Annotated in this window: 17 protein-coding genes; 7 read left to right on the plus strand and 10 right to left on the minus strand. The window is 66.9% G+C overall.

Going from position 1 to position 20,078, the window contains the following annotated elements; all coding sequences use genetic code 11:
- Positions 1-2 precede the first annotated feature (2 nt).
- The gene (locus tag ACOHWE_RS13995; RefSeq protein ID WP_420667232.1) at positions 3-929 is read left to right on the plus strand and encodes an HAD-IIA family hydrolase; all 927 of its coding nucleotides are present in this window, start codon (positions 3-5) and stop codon (positions 927-929) included.
- A 10-nt stretch (positions 930-939) separates the two neighbouring features.
- Here the strand turns inward: ACOHWE_RS13995 and ACOHWE_RS14000 are convergent, their stop codons facing one another.
- The 9 genes from ACOHWE_RS14000 to ACOHWE_RS14040 form a co-directional block, all read right to left on the minus strand.
- Complete coding sequence (locus tag ACOHWE_RS14000; protein ID WP_420667233.1) at positions 940-2,259, minus strand: MFS transporter; 1,320 nt, start codon at positions 2,257-2,259, stop codon at positions 940-942.
- 315 nt (positions 2,260-2,574) lie between these two features.
- Positions 2,575-3,309 (minus strand): amino acid ABC transporter ATP-binding protein, encoded by a 735-nt coding sequence (locus tag ACOHWE_RS14005; RefSeq protein ID WP_420667234.1) that lies wholly within the window; start codon positions 3,307-3,309, stop codon positions 2,575-2,577.
- A complete protein-coding gene (locus ACOHWE_RS14010) occupies positions 3,306-3,980 on the minus strand; it encodes an amino acid ABC transporter permease (RefSeq protein ID WP_420667235.1) in 675 nt (224 codons plus the stop codon). Before ACOHWE_RS14010 ends, ACOHWE_RS14005 begins: the two co-directional genes overlap by 4 nt.
- A gap of 8 nt (positions 3,981-3,988) precedes the next feature.
- Positions 3,989-4,747, minus strand: coding sequence for an amino acid ABC transporter substrate-binding protein (locus ACOHWE_RS14015; protein ID WP_420667236.1), 759 nt, complete (start codon positions 4,745-4,747; stop codon positions 3,989-3,991).
- A 223-nt stretch (positions 4,748-4,970) separates the two neighbouring features.
- Positions 4,971-6,512: an indolepyruvate oxidoreductase subunit beta family protein gene (locus ACOHWE_RS14020; RefSeq protein ID WP_420667238.1), complete on the minus strand. Its 1,542-nt coding sequence runs from the start codon at positions 6,510-6,512 to the stop codon at positions 4,971-4,973.
- Positions 6,512-8,674, minus strand: a complete 2,163-nt coding sequence (locus ACOHWE_RS14025) for a thiamine pyrophosphate-dependent enzyme (RefSeq protein WP_420667239.1) — start codon at positions 8,672-8,674, stop codon at positions 6,512-6,514. Before ACOHWE_RS14025 ends, ACOHWE_RS14020 begins: the two co-directional genes overlap by 1 nt.
- A 30-nt stretch (positions 8,675-8,704) precedes the next feature.
- Positions 8,705-9,205 (minus strand): MarR family winged helix-turn-helix transcriptional regulator, encoded by a 501-nt coding sequence (locus ACOHWE_RS14030; RefSeq protein WP_420667240.1) that lies wholly within the window; start codon positions 9,203-9,205, stop codon positions 8,705-8,707.
- Positions 9,202-10,761 (minus strand): phytoene desaturase family protein, encoded by a 1,560-nt coding sequence (locus ACOHWE_RS14035; RefSeq protein WP_420667241.1) that lies wholly within the window; start codon positions 10,759-10,761, stop codon positions 9,202-9,204. The genes ACOHWE_RS14030 and ACOHWE_RS14035 overlap by 4 nt, the downstream gene beginning before the upstream one ends.
- A 6-nt stretch (positions 10,762-10,767) precedes the next feature.
- Entirely contained in the window at positions 10,768-11,559 is a 792-nt protein-coding gene (locus ACOHWE_RS14040; protein ID WP_420667243.1) for a cyclase family protein, read from the minus strand.
- A 118-nt stretch (positions 11,560-11,677) separates the two neighbouring features.
- Between ACOHWE_RS14040 and ACOHWE_RS14045 the strand changes: the two genes are divergently transcribed.
- The 6 genes from ACOHWE_RS14045 (at position 11,678) to ACOHWE_RS14070 (ending at position 18,475) form a co-directional block, all read left to right on the plus strand.
- On the plus strand, positions 11,678-13,249 hold the full coding sequence (locus ACOHWE_RS14045) for a phytoene desaturase family protein (RefSeq protein ID WP_420667245.1): 1,572 nt from the start codon (positions 11,678-11,680) through the stop codon (positions 13,247-13,249).
- 54 nt (positions 13,250-13,303) lie between these two features.
- Positions 13,304-14,830, plus strand: coding sequence for an ABC transporter substrate-binding protein (locus ACOHWE_RS14050; protein ID WP_420667246.1), 1,527 nt, complete (start codon positions 13,304-13,306; stop codon positions 14,828-14,830).
- 121 nt (positions 14,831-14,951) lie between these two features.
- Entirely contained in the window at positions 14,952-15,962 is a 1,011-nt protein-coding gene (locus ACOHWE_RS14055) for an ABC transporter permease (RefSeq protein ID WP_420667248.1), read from the plus strand.
- Positions 15,955-16,806, plus strand: a complete 852-nt coding sequence (locus ACOHWE_RS14060; RefSeq protein WP_420667249.1) for an ABC transporter permease — start codon at positions 15,955-15,957, stop codon at positions 16,804-16,806. The genes ACOHWE_RS14055 and ACOHWE_RS14060 overlap by 8 nt, the downstream gene beginning before the upstream one ends.
- Positions 16,803-17,675 (plus strand): ABC transporter ATP-binding protein, encoded by an 873-nt coding sequence (locus ACOHWE_RS14065; RefSeq protein ID WP_420667250.1) that lies wholly within the window; start codon positions 16,803-16,805, stop codon positions 17,673-17,675. The genes ACOHWE_RS14060 and ACOHWE_RS14065 overlap by 4 nt, the downstream gene beginning before the upstream one ends.
- On the plus strand, positions 17,672-18,475 hold the full coding sequence (locus tag ACOHWE_RS14070) for an ATP-binding cassette domain-containing protein (protein ID WP_420667251.1): 804 nt from the start codon (positions 17,672-17,674) through the stop codon (positions 18,473-18,475). The genes ACOHWE_RS14065 and ACOHWE_RS14070 overlap by 4 nt, the downstream gene beginning before the upstream one ends.
- A gap of 279 nt (positions 18,476-18,754) precedes the next feature.
- Here ACOHWE_RS14070 and ACOHWE_RS14075 read toward each other — a convergent pair whose 3' ends face one another.
- The gene (locus tag ACOHWE_RS14075; protein WP_420667252.1) at positions 18,755-20,071 is read right to left on the minus strand and encodes a TRAP transporter large permease; all 1,317 of its coding nucleotides are present in this window, start codon (positions 20,069-20,071) and stop codon (positions 18,755-18,757) included.
- Positions 20,072-20,078 lie beyond the last annotated feature (7 nt).

Genomic DNA, 20,078 nt, shown 5'->3' on the forward strand with positions numbered 1-20,078 from the left:
CCATGATCAATACATCAAGCGGCGCCCCGCTGGACGCGGACTGGGCCTTCGAGCGTTACGAGGCGCTGCGCCCGCAACTCCCCAGGGCGGAGTATCCGGCGTCGTCGCGCGCAGCGGATGACCTCTCCGGCACCGCCGATCACTTCGACGGCTATATCCTCGACGCGTTCGGTGTGCTGAACCGCGGCGAGACCGCCATCGAAGGCGCTGTCGCGCGCATGGCGTGGCTTCGCGGGCAGGGCAAGCGGCTGGTGGTCCTGACTAATGCCGCCAGCTACACCAAGCCCGAGATCCTCGCCAAGTATCACCGGCTGGGCTTCGATTTCACCGCGTCTGAGGTGGTCTCCAGCCGGGACATAGCCTTTGCCGCGCTGCCCCGGCTGCCCGCGGGGCTGGTCTGGGCAGCAGCGGCGGCAGAAGGGGATGATTTCTCCGATGCGCCGGATCCCGGCGCCATCGCGCAGCTGGCGGACGACCCGTCGCTTTGGAACCAGGCCGGCGGCTTCCTGCTGCTCTCCACCGCGCGCTGGCGGGAGGCAGACACCGCGCGGCTGGCGGCGGCGCTCAGGGCAAATCCGCGCCCGCTGATCGTCGCCAACCCCGATTTGGCTGCGCCGCGCGAGGCGGGGTTGTCACCGGAGCCCGGATACGCCGCGCAGGAGGTCGCGGCGCAGACCGGTGCCGGGGCGCAGTTCTACGGCAAGCCCTTCGGCAACGCTTTCTCGGCCGCACTGGCCCTGATGGGGGACCTGCCGCGGCACCGGATCGCGATGGTGGGGGATACGCTGCACACGGATGTTCTGGGTGGCGCGGCAGCAGGCATCGGCACCGTTCTCATCACCGGCCACGGGCTGTTCCGCGGCCGAGACGTGGCGCCGTTTATTGCGCGCTCGGGGATCCGGCCGCACTGGATCGTGCCCACCACCTGAGCCCTCAGCTTCAGAAGTTCGTGGTCCAGCGGGGGTGGTGCTCGTCGATGATCAGCGCATGGCGGTGGGTGCGGCGGCCCTGCAGATGCGGATGGTCAAGCGGCAGGTTGGCATGGGTGTGCTCGACCTCCTCCGGATCGTCCTGCGGCCAGAGGTTCAGGCAGGCGATGACACCAACCGCCGCCAGCACCGCCAGCCCCAAAAGCGCCGGCAGGGTGCCTGCCTTGGTCATCAGCCAGCCCGCCAGCGGGTAGCAGATCAGCCAGCAGGCATGTGACAGCGCGAATTGCGCGGCAAACAACGCAGGCCGGTCGCCGGCATGGGCCGAGCGCCGCAGCAGCCGGCCTGAGGGCGTCAGCACTGCAGAAAAGCCCAGCCCGGCGAGCACCCAGGCGGCGAGCAGGGCTGGGAAGCTCAACCCTGCCACGGCGGTCATGGCGGCGAGCCCAAGCAGGGAAGCAATCAGAGCGCCTGCACCCGCCAGCATCACTGGGCGGTCCGCAACGCGGTCAAGCAGCCGTGGCAGGGCTAGCGCTGCCGCCATCGATCCGGCGCCAAAGGCAAACATCGCCCAGGCCAGCGCGGTCTCCTCCAGCCCCAGATAGCCGCGCACCAGCACCACCGAATTCACCAGCACCATCGCCCCGGCGGCCGAAACCGTCAGGTTCAGCGCCAGAAGTCCGCGCAAACGGGGCGTCGCCAGGTAGATGCGGATGCCCCGCGTGGTCCGCCCCCAGATGCTGCGCCGCTCTGCGGGCGTGGGGCTCGGCAGCGCTACCGACACCACCAAGAGCGCCGAGGCCAGGAACCCCGCGACGGTGCCCAGGAACAGGCTGTCATAGGACATCAGGGCGAGCAGCAGCGCCGCCAGCGCCGGGCTCAGGATATTTTCCAGATCGTAGGCGAGGCGCGACAGGGACAGCGCGCGTGTGTAGCGGGCTTCCTCGGGCAGCACGTCGGGAATCGTGGCCTGGAACGCCGGCGTGAACCCGGCCGAGGCCGCCTGCAAGAGGAAAATCAGCACGTAGACCTGCCAGACCTCGGTGACAAAAGGCAGCGCCAGCGCCGCCGCCGCGCGCACCACGTCCAGCGTGATCAGCAGGCGGCGGCGGTCGACCTGCGCGGCGAGCGCTCCGGCGACCGGCGCGATGAAGACATAGGCAACCATCTTGATGGTGAAGACCGTGCCCAGCACCAGCCCCGCGTTGCCGCCCGCCAGCTCAAAGGCCAGCAGCCCCAGCGCAACGGTCGCAAGCCCGGTGCCCAGAAGCGCTGTCACCTGCGCCAGGAACAGGTGCCGGTAGGTGCGGTCGGAGAGAACGTCGAGCATGCGGACCTCGGGAAGCGGCGGGGCGGAAAGGCACGGTCATGCCACAGGTCTAGCCTGGCGGGAGAGGATGCAGCAAGCGCACGCTCCAAAGAGAGTAGCCGCGCGTCGGCGGCGCGCGCGGGGGCGATCCAAACGGCAGTAATTGGCAGTTTATCCCGGCCGAGTCCGTACGAGTTGTCGAGGGCACCCCAGGCCTCAGTCAAATCGCCGCCGCGTGGGGGCGCGGCGGCGATGCGCGGCGGCCTTCGGCCTTGTTCCGCGCCGGCAGTATGTGGCAGGGGCCAGAGTCTTCGCGAGGCTCGGTGCCTGCCGCGGCTACTGCATGACCCGGCGCAGGAATTTCTGGGTGCGCGGATCCTGCGGCGCGTCGAAGATCTGCTGCGGCGGGCCGCTTTCGACGATTCGGCCGCCCTCCATGAAGATCACGCGGTCGGCAATCTCGCGGGCGAACTGCATCTCGTGAGTGACGATCAGCATGGTCTGCTTCTGCTCGGCGACGCTGCGCATCAGGTCCAGCACCTCGCCCACCCATTCCGGGTCCAGCGCCGAGGTCGGCTCGTCGAACAGCATAAGCTCTGCCCCCAGCGCCATGGCCCGGCCGATACCGACGCGCTGCTGCTGGCCGCCGGACAATGCCGCAGGGTAGCTATCTGCCTTGTCCGCGAGCCCGGTCTCCGCGAGCACCTGCAGGGCCCGTGCCTCCGCTTCGGCGCGGGGACGCTTTTGCACGGTGATCAGCGCCTCCATGATGTTCTCCTTCGCCGTCTTGTTGGCAAAAAGCGCATAGTTCTGGAACACGAAGGCGGTGCTTCGGCGCAGGGCCAGGATCTCAGCCTTGGTTGCCTTGGCGGCATCGACCGAGGCGTCGCCGATGGTGATCTGCCCCGCATCCGGCTGGTCGAGGAAGTTGAGGCAGCGCAGCAGCGTCGACTTGCCGGTGCCCGAAGGCCCGATCACCGCCACCCGCTCGCCCTTGCCGATCTCCAGGTCCAGGCTGTCGAGCACCACATTGTCCTTGAACCGCTTGGTCAGTCCGCGAATGGAAATCATCGTGCGTATGCCCTGTTCAGATGGGTTTCGAGCCGCTTCTGGCCCTGGCTGAGCAGCTCCACCAGCCCCCAGTAGATCAGTGCCACAACCAGGAAGGCCTCGAAGTAGAGGAAGCTGCCCGCAGCCTCCTTCTGCGCCGCGCCCATCATCTCGGTCACGCCGAGGGTAAAGGCGAGCGAGGTGCCCTTGATCATGTCGATGAAGTAATTGACCAGCGTCGGTGCGGCGATGCGGCCCGCCTGCGGCAGGACGATGCGGCGCATCATCTGGCCCTGGGTCATGCCGATCGACTGCGCCGCCTCCCACTGGCTGCGGTCGACGCCGACGATGGCGGCGCGGATGCTTACCGCCATATAGGCCGAGAAATGCAGTGTCAGCCCCATGACCGCGGCAGTGATGCCGTTGATCTGGGTCAGGAACGACAGCATTTGCGGCAGCCCGTAGTAGAAAAGGAACAGCTGCACCAGCAGCGGCGTGCCGCGGAAGAAGCTGATGAACAGCACCACCAGCGGGTCCAGCCCCGGCACCTTGAAGACGCGCTCGACCGCCAAAAGCGACGCGAGCACCAGTGCAAGCAGCATCCCCGCCACCGCCATAAACATGGTTAGTGGCAGGTAGCCCAGGATCACGGGCACAAGCCCCAGCATGTAGTCGAGGTCGAGCGCCCGCATCTATCAGATCACTCCGCTTTGGTGATGTCGCTGCCAAACCACTTTTGGGAGATCTCGGTCAGGGTGCCGTTCTCCTTCAGGGTGGTCAGCGCCGCATCCACCTTGTCGCGCAGCGCACGGCCTTCCTCGTCGTCGCGGAACGGCAGCGCGTTGCGGATCTCCGAGAAGGGCGCACCGGCCAGCTGCAGCGGCAGCGGGCTTTCCTTGATCACCTGCGCCGAGGAGACGCGGTCCATCACAAAAGCATCGACGCGGCCAAGTGCGGTGTCCTGCTCGATATTGGACTCGTAGGTGCGGATGTCGATTTCATCGGCATAGGGCAGCTCGCGCAGCAGCTGCTCGAAGTTGGAGCCGAGGTTCACCGCCACGGTCTTGCCGCGGAGGTCATCGACGCTTTCGATCTCGCCGTTGCCCTTCTTGGTCACCACCTGGGCACCGTCAATAACGTAGGGCTGGGTGAAGGCGAACTTCGCCTCGCGTTCGGGTGTGATGGTGATCTGGTTGGCGATGGTGTCGATGCGGCCCGCCTCAAGCGCGCCGATCAGGCCGGAGAAGGACATGGTTTCGAAGGTAATGTCGAGCCCGGTCTCTTCGCCGACCGCTTCCATCACGTCGACCTCGAAGCCCTGGAGCTGGTCCTGGCGCACGAAGGTGAAGGGGAAATAACCGCCGGACATGCCCACGCGCAGGCTTCCAGCCTCCTGGGCAAAACCCATGCCGGCAAAGCCCGCAGCGGCAGCGGCCGCAAGAACAACCTGTTTCAGCATCTTGGCAACTCCTTGTCATTTCGAAAGGCACACATGTCCTTTTCGCGCAGCGGCATCAATGGGGGCGCAGCAAAAAGACGGCCTGTTCCGCGACCGTCACGGAGCAGGGTATTTTGTTTCATCCGTCATATGATACAAGGCCAGCCGTTTGCTCGGCGGGCGCCGGGCGCGGCGCCGGTTCCGCCCCCGCGGCCCGCCATGGTGCGCGGCAGGGGCGGCCGGGTCAGGTGAAGCTGGCGATGGTCTTCAGCGCGCCGTCCAGCGCCTCGCCTTTTTCGTCCTGCAAGGCGGCTTCGCGCAGCCGGGCGACCCATTCGGGGCCGTCTGCGCGCGCCTCCACCATGCGGGCGCCCTCCAGCACCCGGGCAAACTTGCTCAGGCCCCGGGCGTGGGTGTCGGAGTAGCCCTTGATCAGGCGGCGGCAGCGGATCACCTCCACCGCCATACCGTAGCGCGCGGGGAGATACCCCATTGCCATCTCGAGCCACCCGTCCAAATGGTCCTGCTCTACCGCGTGGCGGCGGGTGCGTCGGCGCCAGAACTTGAGGCCGCCAAGGACGTAGAGCATCAGGAAGCCGCGCAGGCTGTCGGTGCGGATGCGGCGGCCCTTGCTGAACAGTCTCTCCAGCCGTGCCATCTGCCGCGGGCTGGCCTCGACTCTGGCGCCCAGCCCGGCGGGCAGCAGGCTTGCGATCTCCTCGGCCCGCGGATGCAGGTAGTCGGTGAGCGTCATCAGCTTGCCTTGTGCGCTCACCTCGCCCTCGATCCGGCCAAAGCGGCTGCGCCGGGTTTTGAGGTCGGCCACCCGGATCACGTCATCGTAGGCCATGGCGTTGGCAATATACTTGGCGGCCTCGCGGCTCAGCTCATATTCATGGTCCGCGCTGTCCTGTGCTAACACCCCGTCCAGGCGGGAGAGGTATTCCCGGCCATAGGCCAGGTCCTGAAACTCCACCACCTTCTGCAGGCCGGGCAGAGCCATCTCCTGCACCGCTTCCGGCATCTCCGCCACACGCGAGGCGAGCGCCCGCCATTTGCGCAGCTTTCCTGCGGGGCCATGCGGCTTCGCAGGGCCGGTGGGTGCGGCTGCGGCCTCCTGACGCGCCTCGCCTTGCTGGGCGAGATCGAACCCGGCGGCAAAGGCGCGCAGGCTCGGCTCCACGCCCTTGCCCGCGGCGCGGATCGCATCCTCAAAGGCTGAGCGCGGAAAGGGCAGGGCGCCGGAGCCCGCAAGCGCGCCGAAAAGCGAGGCTGAAATCACCGATCCGGCCCCGGCGGCCGCGCGCTCCATGTCAGCCATCACCAGCTTGCGGGCCGCGGTTTCTGCCGCCGCGCGTACCTCAGAAGCATCGGCCATGCCGTCGCCGGGCACCATTTTCTCGGAGACCGCCAAAGCGCGGTGGGTGGAGGCGATGAGCGTGGTGCGGTCCGGGGTCACGAAACCACGCAGGATCGAGCGGCCGGCCTCCATCATCTCCGCCGCGATCATGATGTCGACGTCGCCGGGCGCAGGGGCGAGCGAGAATACCGGGTTTTCCACCGTGCCCGGCGCCATCTCGATGTAGTAGATCGTGGCGCCCGTGCGCTGGGCCACGCCCGCGACGCTGGTGGCCTGCGCGTGGTAACCTTCAGCGCGGGCGAGCGCCTCGATCCAGCTTGTCAGCACCCCGCCGCCCTGGCCGCCAACGGCGAGGATCGCGAGCTTGATCACCTCGGCGGCCGCGGGCTGGCTGCCTTGCGGGTTGATGGGCAGTTCCAAAGTCATCAGGCGGCCTCCCCCGCGTCATTGCCGGCGAAGGTGAGCTGCCGCGCTCTGCGGCGCGCCTGCAGCCAGGCGATCACCCGGCTGCGCAGGCCCGCCCGGCGGCGCTCCCGCTCCGACGGGTTATGCACAACCCGCGCCTCGTAGAAGGAAGGGCAGAGGATCGCCGCATCGGCCACCTCACCGCAGTTGCCGCAGCCGACACAGGTCTGGTCGATATGCGCCACCGGGTCGTCGCGCAGCGGGTCGTCCAGCTTCTTCAGCGACAGCGACGGGCAGCCCGAAAGCCGGATGCAGGCGTGGTCGCCAGTGCAGACGTCCTCATCGACGCCGAAGCGGGGGATCTCCACCCGCGCGCCGTCCTTGATCGCCTTGTTGCGCTGGGGCTTCTCGCGGCGCTGCCGGTTCAGCATGCATTCCGAGGAGGCGACGATCACCTTGGGCCCGTCGTAATCGGTGGTCAGTGCCTCGCGGATGGTGGCGCGCATCTTGGTGACATCATAGGACCGGTCGATCTGCCTGATCCATTTGACGCCCGCACCCTCAAGCGCCTTGGTGATCGGGTTGTTGGTGGACTTGCTGGCGTTTTTCGCGCGGCTTGACGGGATGTCCTGCCCGCCGGTCGCGGCGGAATAGTAGTTGTCGACGATGATCGCCACGCTGTCCGACTTGTTGAACACCATGTTGCCGATCGACGTGCTGAGCCCGTTGTGCCAGAAGCCGCCGTCGCCGAGGATCGAGATCGCGCGCTTTTCTCCGCCGCCGTCAAAGGCCGCGTTGGAGGCCGGGCCCAGCCCGTAGCCCATGGTCTGGCCGCCGATCTCGAACGGCGGCAGCGCGGCAAACAGGTGGCAGCCGATATCGGCCGAGATCTGGTGCTTGCCCAGTTCCTGTTCGACCAGCTTCATCGAGGCAAAGATCGGCCGCTCCGGACACCCGGTGCAGAACCCCGGCGGGCGGATCGGCACGGTCTGGCTCAGGTCGGGGATCTCGGGCGCGGGCGCGTTGGGGGCGCGCACCTGGCCGGGCAGCAGGTGGGCGGCGTATTTGCGGATGAAGTCGTCCAGCCCGTCCATCATCACCTGGCCGGTGTATTCGCCCGCCTTGGGGAAGATGCCCTTGCCTTCGAGCTTGGTGGAGCTGCCCGCCTTGAACAACATCGCGCCAAGCTGCTGCTCGATGAATTCGGGCTGGCCTTCCTCCACCATCAAGACCGCGTCCTTGCCGTCGCAGAAGTCGAGGAGATCGCTGTGAACCAGCGGGTAGGCCACGTTCATCACATAAAGCGGCACCTCGGTATTGCCGCTGAGATCGGCCAGCCCCAGCCGCTGCAGGGCGCGGATCACGCTGTTGTACATGCCGCCGAGGCAGATCAGCCCGACCTTGCCCTGCTTCGGCCCGAAACGCTCGTTCAGCCCGTTGTCGAGGATGTATTTCTCCGCCGCGGGCCAGCGGTTCTCGATCTTGTCGTGCTCGTGCTGGTAGGACATCGGCGGCAGCACCACGCGGGCGAAGTCGCGCTGCGGATTGGCCAGCGCGTCGCGCACGGTGAGCGGCGGGCGCTGGTTATCACGGCATTCGAATGTGCCGGTCACATGGCAGGAACGGATCCGCACCATCAGCATCACCGGCGTGTTGGACGCTTCCGACAGGGCAAAGCCGTCGCCCACCGACTTCACGATCGACGGCAGGTTAGGGCGCGGGTCCAGCAGCCAGAACTGCGACTTCATCGCAAAGGCATAAGAGCGCTCCTGCATGATCGAGGAGCCTTCGCCGTAATCCTCCCCCACGATCACCAGCGCGCCGCCGGTCACGCCGGAGGAGGCGAGGTTCGCCAGCGCGTCGGACGCCACGTTGACGCCGACCGAACCCTTGAAGGTTACCGCGCCGCGGATCGGGTAGTGGACGGAGGCCGCGAGCATCGCCGCGGCAGCGGCCTCGGACGCATTGGCCTCGTAGCGCACGCCGAGCTCGCCCAGCAGCGCTTCGGCATCGGCCAGCACATCCATCAAATGCGAGATCGGCGCGCCCTGGTAGCCGCCGACATAGCCCACACCATTCTCCAGAAGAGCCTTGGTGATGGCCAGGATGCCCTCACCGGTAAAGGTATGCCCCTCACCCTTACGCAGATGTTCGACTTCTGCCTTGAACGACCTTTCGGCCATCGGCTCCTCCTTGGGTAGTTTTATGTTCTCTTAGATCTGGTGGACCCGCACGTTGCGCAGGATGGTTTGCAGCGTGGCGGTGAACTGGCGCCGTTCCTCCAGCGGGATGCCTTCGAACATCTGCTGGTAGGCGGCGGCCACATGCGGCCACAGCTTGTCATGGGTGGCGCGGCCGCTCGGCGTGATGAAGACGCGGGTGGCGCGGCTGTCGTCCGGGTCCGGGCGGCGCTCGATCAGCTCCTCGCGCGCCAGCTGGTCGAGCGAGCGGCTGAGCGTCGACTGCTCCACGACCGCATAGACCGCCAGTTCGCGGATCAGCAGCCCGTCCAGCACCGACAGCACCGCCAGCGTCCGCATCTGCGCGGTGGTCAGACCCAGCGCCGCCATCTCGGTGCGCAAGGAGGCGTTGTAGCGGCCCATGATGCGGTTCATCAGATAGGGCGGGAAGTTCTCCAGCCCGATTTCGCCCAGCCGCGGCAGCGGGGCCTGCGGGTGCGCCTCCGCAGCGTGGTCCGTGGTGTCGTTGCTCATGCGCCCATCCTCTTTGCCAGGTTGTACCCGGAGCCGCCGCCAAGACCCGGCCCGGGGTGGGTCGAGGCCCCGATCAGCGCCAGGTCCTTCACTCCCGTGGCGTTATTGACCGATTGCGGGAAGGGGCGCCAGACAAAGAACTGGTCGAGCGTGCAGGCACCGCCATAGGGGTCGCCGCCTGCGAGGTTCATGTTGAGCGATTGCAGGTCGGCGGGCGAATAGGCGCGCCGGGCCAGCCTTATCTGGTCGAAATTGGCGATGTGGCGGGCGAGGATCGCCTCGATGCGGTCGGCAAAGGCCTCGCGGGTGGCCTCGGTCCACTTGGGCGTGGTGGCGATTTCGCCCGCGGCATCGCCCTTGATCACGCGCGGTGCATCGGGGATCTGGAGCCAAAGGATGGCCTTGCCCTTCGGGCAGCGCGACGGGTCAAGCCGGTGCGGCTGGCCCACGCAGATGGTCGGGGTTTCCGGCAGCATGCCGCGCTCGGCCTCGTTGGCGGATTTCGACACGCTGTCGATGCCGTCGGCGAGGTGGATGAGTGCCACGTCCTCCAGCCCCTCGGCGCGCCACTCAGGCTCCGCGTCGAGCGCGTAGTGAAGCTGGAAGTTGCCGCGCCCGTGGCGGAAATTCCGTAAAGATTCCGGTGCGGAGGAATCCGGCAGCAGGCGGCCATAAAGCTGCCCCGGCGTGACCGAGGCAATGACCGAGGCACCGCGGATCATCTCGCCCTCCGCGGTCTCCACCCCGCAGGCGCGGCCGCCTTCGGTGAGGATGCGGGTCACGTCGGTGCCGGTGCGGATCTCTCCGCCATTGGCAAGGATCAGCCGCTGGAACGCCGCCGCCGCGGCGCCCGCGCCGCCCTTCACCACTGGCGCGCCGGCCGCTTCCAGGGCAAAGGCGATGACCCGGCCCATCTGGCCGGAATAGGTGCTTTCGGGCGTCAGCCCGCAATGCAGCACCCAGGGTGCCCAGAGCGCCTGGACATCGGCGCTGCTGTAGGACGCCTCCAGCCAGCCGCGCGCAGGTTGCAGAGCCTGGCCGCCCCAGGCCTTCAGCCCGTTCAGCCCCCGTTTCCACGCCTGTTTTGCCAGCAGCTTCGCGGTTTGCCGCGACCACAGCGGCCCGCCCAGGAGGCCGAAGAGAAATTCCGCATCCGCCTCGATCCCGCCCACGTCGCGGGCGTGGCTGGCGCCATCGCCGGGGGAAAGCGCATCAAAGCGCGCCTCATTCGCCGCGCGGTTCATCTCCAGCACAGTGACGCGCCCGTTCGGGCGCAGCACGGCGGTGGGGCGGGGCGTGTGGCAGAACTCCAGCCCGTGCCTGGCCAGATCCTCCGCCAGCTCCGCATAGGCAGGCGAAGTGAGGAACAGCACAAAGGTCGCCGCCATCACATCATGCTGGAAGCCCGGCACCGTGATCTCGTCGGTGCGCATGCAGCCGCCGATCCGCTCCGAGCGTTCCAGCACCAGCACCCGCTGCCCCTTGCGGGACAGCAGCGCCGCGGCCACCAGCGCGTTGATGCCGGAGCCGATAATGATATGGGGGGCGTCCGCCATCCCGTGTCAGCCCCGCGGCACCAGGGCAAGAGCGCGGATCGGGCTGCCGGTGCCGCGCGCGATCTTCAGCGGTGCGGCAATCAGGATCGCGCCCTTGGCGGGCAGCTTGTCCAGATTGGCCAGCGAAGCCAGCCCGAAACAGTTGTCGCGGTGCAGGAGGTTGTGCGCCGGGTAGGGCGGATCCATCAGGCCGGCCTGGCCCGCATCGGTGCCGATGCACTGGCTGCCCCAGCCGACGATGCCCTTTGACAAGAGGTATTCCACCGCATCCGGGGTCGGACCCGGGCTGTGCGGGCCTTCGGCGTCGGCGTTGAGGAACAGCGCTTCGTCGCCCGCGCGCTGGTCCCAGTCGGTGCGCATCACCACCCATTCGCCCTTGCCGATTTCGCCGTGCTCGGCCTCCCAGGCCTTTATCAGATCGGCGGTGAGCAGGAAATCCGGGTTCTCGGCGCTTTCCTTCGAGCAGTCGATCACGTTGACCGGCGCCACCAGACGCTGCACGTCCAGCGTGTCGGTGTAGCCGTCTTCATAGTCCTTCCCGGTGATCCAATGGTGCGGCGCGTCGAAATGCGTTCCGGAGTGCTCACCCAGCTTCAGCCAGTTCCAGGCAAAGAAGGGGCCATCCTCGTCGTATTCGCTGATCTTGTGGATCTCGACCTTGGGGGTGTTCCTGGCGAAATCCTCCGGCAGCTGCAGGATCGGTGTGTCCGGCCCCAGGGTGCCCGAACAGTCCACCACCTCGATTTCACCCGAAAGAATCTTGGCGCCAAATTCCGCCAACGCGTTGTTTGAAGTCATTTTATCTCTCCTGTTGCCCGCGGTCTGGCGCCGCTTTGCGGATCTCACTAAAGAAACACTAGACAGGTTTATATGCATTTGCAAATATCAATCCGTATTGAGTTGAAGGATAGAAGCGATGCCCGCAAGCGCGGACGCAGTGATTATCGGCAGCGGCCACAATTCCCTGGCCTGCGCGGCGCATCTGGCCGTTAAGGGCTGGAGCGTCGCGGTCCACGAACGCGCGGACGTGCCTGGCGGTGCGGTGAAAACCGGGGAGTACACCTTGCCCGGCTTCCGCCACGACTGGGGCGCGATGAACCTGTCGCTCTTTGCGGGCTCGGCTTTTCACAAGGCATACGGCGAGGAACTCGCCCGCCACGGCCTGTCCTTTGCCCCCGCGTCCGACTGTTTCGCCTCGGTCTTTTCCGATGGCACTTGGCTGGGGGTGAGCAATGATGCCGCCGTCACCACCCGGCGCATCGCGGCCGAGGATGCCGCCGACGGCGCCGCCTGGGCGGAGCTGACCGAGGCGTTCCCGAGACAGGCGGAGACGCTCTTTGGCCTGCTCGGCTCCCCCATCAGTAAACGTGCATTTGCATCCTTGGGCTGGAAATCCTTCCGCGGCATGGGCGGGGCGGGCATGCTGGACCTGGGCCGCTTCCTCGCCGCCTCGCCGCGCGGCTGGCTGGAGGAGACCTTCCGCTCGCCCAAGGTGCGCGCGCTGCTGGCGGCCTGGGGGATGCATCTGGATTTTGCCCCCGATGTAGCGGGCGGTGCGCTGTTTCCCTACCTCGAAGGTCAGGTGAACCAGGCCTTTGGCATGGTGCTGGGGCGGGGCGGGGCCGATGGCATGATCCGCGCCATGGTGGCGATGATCGAGGCGCGCGGCGGCTCGGTTACCTGCAACGCCGAAGTGGCCCGCATCCTGCATGAGGGCGGCCGCGCCACGGGAGTGGAGCTGGCCAGCGGCGAGGTGGTGCGGGCGAACAGGGCGGTGATCGCCAATGTCGCGCCTGCCGCGCTGCTGCGGCTGACCGGCGGCACGCCCGATGCGCGCTATGACAAGGGGCTCGCCCGCTTTGCCCACGCCCCGGGCACCATGATGCTCCACCTTGCGATGGACAGCCTGCCGGACTGGGCCGCTGGAGAGGATCTCAAGCGCTTCGCCTATGTCCACATGGCGCCCAGCCTCGACCAGATGGCGGCGACATACGCGCAGGCCAAGGCGGGGCTTTTGCCCAGCGAGCCGGTGATCGTCTGCGGCCAGCCTACCGCCATTGACCCCTCCCGCGCGCCGGAGGGCAAGCATGTGCTGTGGCTGCAGGTCCGCATGGTGCCGGGGGAGATCGCGGGCGACGCGGCCGGGCAGATCGCGGCGAAGGACTGGGAGAGCGCGGCAAAGCCGATGGCGGAGCGCGCGCTCGATATCCTCGATCGCTACGCGCCGGGGGTGCGGGCGAAAATCCTCGGCCGCCACGTGGTGACGCCTGCGATGCTGGAAGCCGACAACCCCAACCTCGTCGGCGGCGACCAGGTCTGCGGCAGCCACCACCTCTCGCAGCATTTCATGTTCCGGCCCCTGCGCGGGTTTGCCGATGGCACCACCCCGGTGCGCGATCTCTACCACACCGGGGCCGCGGTCTGGCCCGGGGCGGGAACCGGAGCCGGGGCGGGATACCTGCTCGGGCAGAAACTGGCCGGCGCATAGGGGCAAAAGACCCCGCAAAAAAAAGCGCCGGCCGCCACCATCAGGGAGAACGAGATGAAACTGACAAGACGCAAGGTATTGCAGTCCACCGCCGCCGGCGCCGCCCTCGCGGCCAGCGGCCTGCCTGCGCTCGCCAACGGGATCGAGGAGCTGGTGATTGCCTACAACGTCAACCTGCCGAGCTGGGACCCGACGGTGGGTCCCTCGGCGGTGAACCCGACGATCCAGGGCATCTACCAGTCGGTCTTCGACATGTTCATCCACCAGAACCCGGACCTGTCCTTCGATAAGGGCATCATCACGGACTACGGCTGGAACGAGGACAAGTCGCAAATCTGGATGGAGGTGCGCGAGGGCGTCACCTGGCATAACGGCGATCCGCTCACGCCCGAGGATGTGGTCTGGTCGCTGGAACGCGCAGGCGCGCCCGAGACCGGTAACCCGATCCAGTTCATCTGGGGCAAGGTCGGCAATTACACCATCGACGGCAACCGGGTGACGGCGGATGTGAAGGAATACGAGCCGACGATCTTCAAGTGGATGAGCTTCCTCACCGGCTATGTGCTGCCGAAGAACTACTACGAGGAAATGGGCGCCGCGGGGTTCGAGGCCAAGCCCATCGGCACCGGCCCCTACATGGTGGAGAAGTTCGAGCGCAACGCCTTCGTGCGGCTGAAGGCGAATGACAACTACTGGGGCGGCGCTCCCGAGTTCAAATCGGTGACCATCAAGTTCGTAACCGACGCCGCCAGCCGCGTCGCCGAGGTGGAATCCGGCAACGCCCATGTGACGCTGGAGATGCCCTACGAGGAGTTTGACCGCCTGAAGGGCAAGGCAGGCATCGAGGGCACCGCCGCGCCGGTCTCCGACATCGGCATGATCTTCATCAACGATGTCGATGCGATGACCGATCCCAACGTGCGCAAGGCGATGGCCCATGCAATCGACAAGCAACTGATCATCGACCGGCTACTGTCGGGATATGGGGTGGCCATCGACACGCTGCAGACGCCGGATTACTCGGCCTTCGACGGTTCGATCAAGGTCGCTTACGATCCCGAAAAGGCCAAGGAGCTGCTCGCCGCCTCGGGCTACGGGCCGGACAACCCGGTGAAGTTCACCATCCAGACCACCCGCGGCTTCAAGCCCAAGGATTACGAGATCATCCAGGCCATCGTCGGCCTGTGGCGCAAGGTCGGGATCGAGGCGGAGATCGAGGTCTACGAGATCGCCAAGCATTACGAGCTGCGCGCGGCCGACACTCTGGCGCCCGCGGCCTTCTACAACTGGGGCAACGCGATTGGCGATCCGGCAACCTCCACCGGCTTTGCCATGTTCGGCCCCTCGCCGCATGCGGTCTGGGACGGGGAGGAGCTGATCCAGAAGATCATTCCGCTCTGGGGAGAGCCGGACGAGGATAAGCGCATCGCAGGCTGGAAGGACGTCGACCGCCACATCGCCGAGAACGCGCTGGTGATCCCGCTGCTGCAATATGTCCAGCCGATCCTGCACAGCGACGCGGTGAAGGTAACGCCGCATGCCTCCGGCGCTCTGCTGCCGCATCTGATGACGCGGGCCTGACGCGGGGCGCGCACACCGGGATAGGGCCAGACCCCTGGCCTGTCCTGGCCGCGGGGGCGGCGGCAGCGATGCCAGCCCCCGCGGCCCTTTTTTAAGAACCGACACTATCAAGGGCACGGAAATGCAGATCCTGCGCCGAATACTCATCCGGCTGGCCGCCTCCCTGGTGACCCTGGCCGGCGCTGCCGTGATCGTCTTTGTGGTGATCCGCGTGGTGCCGGGCAACCCGGTTGCCATGATGCTGCCGCCGGGCGCCACGGCCGAGGACATCCAGCGGCTGCAAGAGCTCTACGGGCTCGACAAATCCATCTTCCAGCAGTTCCTGATCTGGCTCGGCGGCGTGCTGCAAGGCGATTTCGGCACCTCGATCTCGCTGCGCCAGCCGGTGGCGGAGCTGGTGCTCGGCCGGCTGCCCGCCACGCTGGAGCTGTCGGTGATGGCACTGGTGATCGCGGTGATTTTGGGCGGCGCGATGGCACTGACCGCAACGCTGTGGCGCGGCACAAGGACCGAGGGCGCCATCGACGTTGCGGGCGGCATGGCGCTGTCGGTGCCGGATTTCCTCTGGGGGCTGGTGCTGATCCTGCTGTTCGGCGTGCTCTGGCCGCTGTTCCACATCTCGGGCCGGATTTCACCCGCGCAAGGCTTCGAGTTCCACACCAATTTCTACCTCTGGGAAAGCCTCCTGCGCCTGCGCTTCGACGTCTGGGCAGACATCGTGGCGCATATGTTCATGCCCGCGCTGGCGCTGGCCATTCCGCTGGCGGCGATCATCTCCCAGCTTCTGAAACAATCGCTGAAGGAAACCATGCACCTCGACTACGTGACGCTTGCCCGCACCAAGGGCTATTCCGAGACCAGCATCATCCTTCGCGAGGCGCTGCCCAATGCGATCCTGCCGACGCTGACGCTGATCGGAGTGCAGTTCACCTTCCTGATCGGCGGCACGGTCATCATCGAGCGGCTGTTCTCCTACGAGGGCTTGGGCAACATGGCGATCGACGCGGTGATCAACCGCGACCTGCCGCTGATCCAGGGCATCGTGATCCTGTTTGCGCTGCTGTTCACCGCGGTGAACCTGCTGGTCGACATGACTTATGCCGCCCTGAATCCGAGGCTGCGCCATGCGTGACGCGAGGGGAGAGATCCGCCGCCTGCCGGGGCCGCGGCTGTGGCTGGCTGGCGGCTGGCTGGCCCTGCTGGTCCTGGCGGCGCTGCTCGCGCCCTGGATCAGCCCGCACGATCCGCTGGCGCAGGACCTGTTCGCGGGCCGCCTGCCGCCGGTGTGGGAGGCGGGCGCCGATCCGAACTACCTCCTCGGCACCGACAGCCTCGGCCGCGATGTACTGAGCCGCATCCTGCACGGCGCGCGCCTTGCGCTGGGCATCGCGCTCATCGCGGGCACGCTCACCTGCCTGATCGGCGCCACGCTGGGGCTCATCGCGGGCTACTACGGCGGCTGGGTGGACCTTTCCGTCTCGCGGCTGGTCGATATCTGGATGGCCTTCCCGCCGGTGCTGTTTGCAATCCTGCTGATCGCCGTGCTTGGCACCGGCATGACCTCCATCATCATCGCCATCGTGGTGATCGACTGGACCCGCTTTGCCCGCGTGGTCCGGGCCGAGGCGATGGGCCAGGCGCAGATGGACTACGTCGCCTCTGCCCAAGTCGCGGGCCGCAGCCGTTTCGGAACTGTGCTGGCCGAGATCCTGCCCAATGTGCTGCCGGCCATCGTGGCACTCCTGACGCTGGAGATGGGCATCGCGGTGATCGTCGAGGCGATCCTGAGCTTCGTGAACCTCTCGGTCTCCACCGATGCGCCGACCTGGGGCGGCATGATCGCCGAGGGCCGCGCCTCCGTGCATCAGGCCTGGTGGGTGCTGGTCTTCCCGCTTGCCACCCTGTTTCTCACCGTTCTCAGCTTCTCCCAGCTTGGCGAGGGGCTGAAGGACCATTTCGACCCGGTGCTGCGATGAGTTACCTGAGCATTGAAAACCTCGACGTGCGGCTGCGCACCGGCGTACCGGTGCTGCGCGGCGTGTCGCTGAACGTGGCCGCAGGGGAATCCCGGGCGCTGGTGGGCGAAAGCGGCGCGGGCAAGTCGATGATCGGCAAGTCGGTGCTGGGTATCCTGCCGCGCGCGCTTCAATTGACGGGCGGGCGCATCGTGCTGGACGGGGAGGACCTGCAGGCGCTGCCGCCCCGCGTCCGGCGCCAGCGCATCGGCGCCAAGGTGGCACTGATCCCGCAGGACCCGCTCACCGCGCTGAACCCCTCGCGCCGGATCGGACCGCAGATCACCAGCCGTCTGGTCGACACTCTCGGCTGGTCCCGCAAGGCGGCCACGGCCCGCGCGCTGGAACTGCTGGAGGAGGTGCAGATCCACGAGCCCGCCCGGGTGATGCGCGCCTATCCGCATGAGCTTTCGGGCGGCATGCGCCAGCGCATCCTGATCGCCGCCGCCTTTGCCGCGGAGCCGAAGCTCATCATCGCGGACGAGCCGACCACCGCGCTGGACGTTACCGTGCAGAAGCAGATACTGCGGCTGATCCGCCAGATGCAGGAGCGCCACGGCACGGCGCTTCTGTTCGTAACGCACGACCTCGGCGTGGTCTCCAAGGTCTGCCAGACGATGAGCGTGCTTTATGCGGGCAAGGTGGTGGAGGACACGGACGTGCGCGAATTCTTCCGCCAGCCGGGCCACCCCTATTCCGCGGCCCTGCTGGCGGCGACCCCGAAATACACCGACCTGGACGGCAGCCTCACCCCGGTGCCGCTGGAGGTGATCGCTGCGGTGGAGGCCGAGGTCGCCCTCAGCGACCGCACAAGGGAGGCGGCCGAATGAGCGAGGTGATCTACGATATGCGCGATCTGCGCCTGAGCTTCCCGGATATGTCCAAGAAGCCCCTCCTGGGCCCCGCGCCGCGGGTGGAGGTGCTGAAGGGCCTCAGCTTCCAGATCCCCAGGGGCGAGGTGCTAGGCATCGTCGGCGGCTCCGGCTCCGGCAAGTCCACGCTCGGCCGTGCGCTGGTGCGGCTGATCGAACCCGACAGCGGCAGCATCACCTTTGAAGGCCGCGACATCACCCACGCCAGCGAAGACGCGCTGCGGCCGCTGCGCGCGCGGTTCCAGATGATCTTCCAGGACCCGATGTCCTCGCTCAACCCGCGGCGTCAGGTGGGCGGCATCATCGCCGGGCCTTTGCGGGTGCAGGGCAGGGACAACATCCCCGCCCGCGTGCGCGAGGCGCTGGACATGGTGGGCCTGCTGCAAAGCTTTGCCAGACGTTACCCGCATGAGCTCTCGGGCGGCCAGCGCCAGCGCGTCGGCATCGCCCGCGCCATTGCTTTGCGGCCGGAGTTCATCCTTGCCGATGAGATCGTTTCCGGCCTCGACGTGTCGAGCCAGGCGCAGGTGCTGAACCTGCTGGAGGAGCTGGTGCGCGAGCTTGGCCTGACGCTGGCCTTTATCAGCCACGACCTCTCGGTGATCCGCCGGCTGTGCAGCCGGGTTTTGGTGCTTTACCGCGGTGAAATCGTGGAGAACGCGGAGACGGCCGCACTGTTTGCCGCTCCGCAAGCCGCCTACACCCGCGAGCTGATGTCAGCGATCCCCCTGCCGGACCCGGAACAGGCCTGGGCCTGAGGTTCGAAGGTCCGCGCAAGGGAAGGCCCGCCCGGTGGGGATGCCGGGCGGGTTTTTTGTTTGGCTATGAAATGTTGGCGACCGTGCCGCTGCTGGCACAGAGCCGCGCATTGGCGGCGCGCGCGGGGGCGATCCGCACGGGTATGTCTGGCAGTTTATGTCCGCAATGTCCGTACGACCTTCTCGAGGGACCGCCCAGCCGAGGCCGCATCGCCGCCGCGTGGGGGCGCGGCGATGCGGCGGCCTGCGGCCTTGTCCCGCGCGGGGGTATTCCGGCCGTTAGTCCGCGATCAGGCTGGGCAGGAGGGTGCCCACCGCAGGCTGCCAGACGATCAGCGCCAGCACCGCCAGTTTCAGGATCAGGAAAGGCGTGACCGCGGCGTAGATCTGCTTCATGCCCACGCCCTCAGGCGCCACACCCCGCATCACGAACAGCAAGAGCCCGAAGGGCGGCGTCAGCAGGCCGATTTCCATCGTCAGCAGGTAGACCACGCCGAGGATCAGCTCGTTTATGCCAAGCTGCGAGGCCAGCGGCACGAAGACCGGCACCGTCACCATCAGCATCGAGACCTGATCGACGAAACAGCCGAGGAACAGCAGGATCACGATCATCCCGATCAGCACCATCGTCGGCGTCGGGTCGACCGCGTTGATTGCCGTGATCAGCCCGTTGGTCGCCCCGCTGAAGGAGAGGATCTGCGCGAATGTCTGGCTCGCGGCCATGATGAACAGGATCATCACCGAAAGCTTCACCGTCTCCATCAGCGCCTTGGCCACCTTGGACCAGCTCAAGGCACGGTAGGCGGCTCCGGCCCCCAGCGCGGCAAGACATCCAAGTGCTGCGGACTCGGTGGGGGTGGCAAGTCCCAGCAGCAGGCTGCCGATCACCACCGCAAACAGCACCGACAGGGGCGCCACGTAGATCAGGAACGGGCGCCAGCGCTCGGCCAGGGTCATCTCCGGCAGGTCATCCGGCGGCGCGGTGCTCGGGTCGAGCTTGCTGCGGACGATGATATAGAGCACGAAGAGCCCCGCCAGCAGCATCGCGGGCATCACGCCGGCCACCAGCAGGCCGGAGATCGAGATGCCTGCAAGGCTGCCCACCAGCACCGCCAGCGCCGAGGGCGGGATCAGCATGGCAATCGCGCCCGAGGCCATAATCGGCCCCATCGCCATCGTCGGGTGATAGCCCCGCTGCAGCATCCCCGGCAGCATGGTGGAGCCCAGCATCGCGGTATTGGCAATGGTGGAGCCCGAAAGGGCTGCAAAGATCGTGCCGCCAAAGACCGTGACCACCGACAGGCGGCCGGGCAGGCGGGTCACCACCCGCTCGATTGCCGAGATGGCGCGGTGGGCGATGCCGGTCTGGAACAGGATCTCGCCCATCAGGATGAACAGCGGGATCGGCGCCATCTGGAAATTCGCCACCGATTGGGTGGCATTGCGGGCAAGCTGCAAGAGGCCGCGTTCGCCGCCCAGCACCTCATAGGCGCCGATCATGGTGACGGTGATAAAGGCAAAGGCCACCGGCAGGCCGGCCAGCAGCAGCGCCGCCAGCCCTCCCAGCATCAGCGACAGGGTGAGGATCCAGTCCATGAGCAGT

The sequence above is a fragment of the Cribrihabitans neustonicus genome, from assembly GCF_048820895.1.
GTDB lineage: Bacteria > Pseudomonadota > Alphaproteobacteria > Rhodobacterales > Rhodobacteraceae > Cribrihabitans_A > Cribrihabitans_A neustonicus.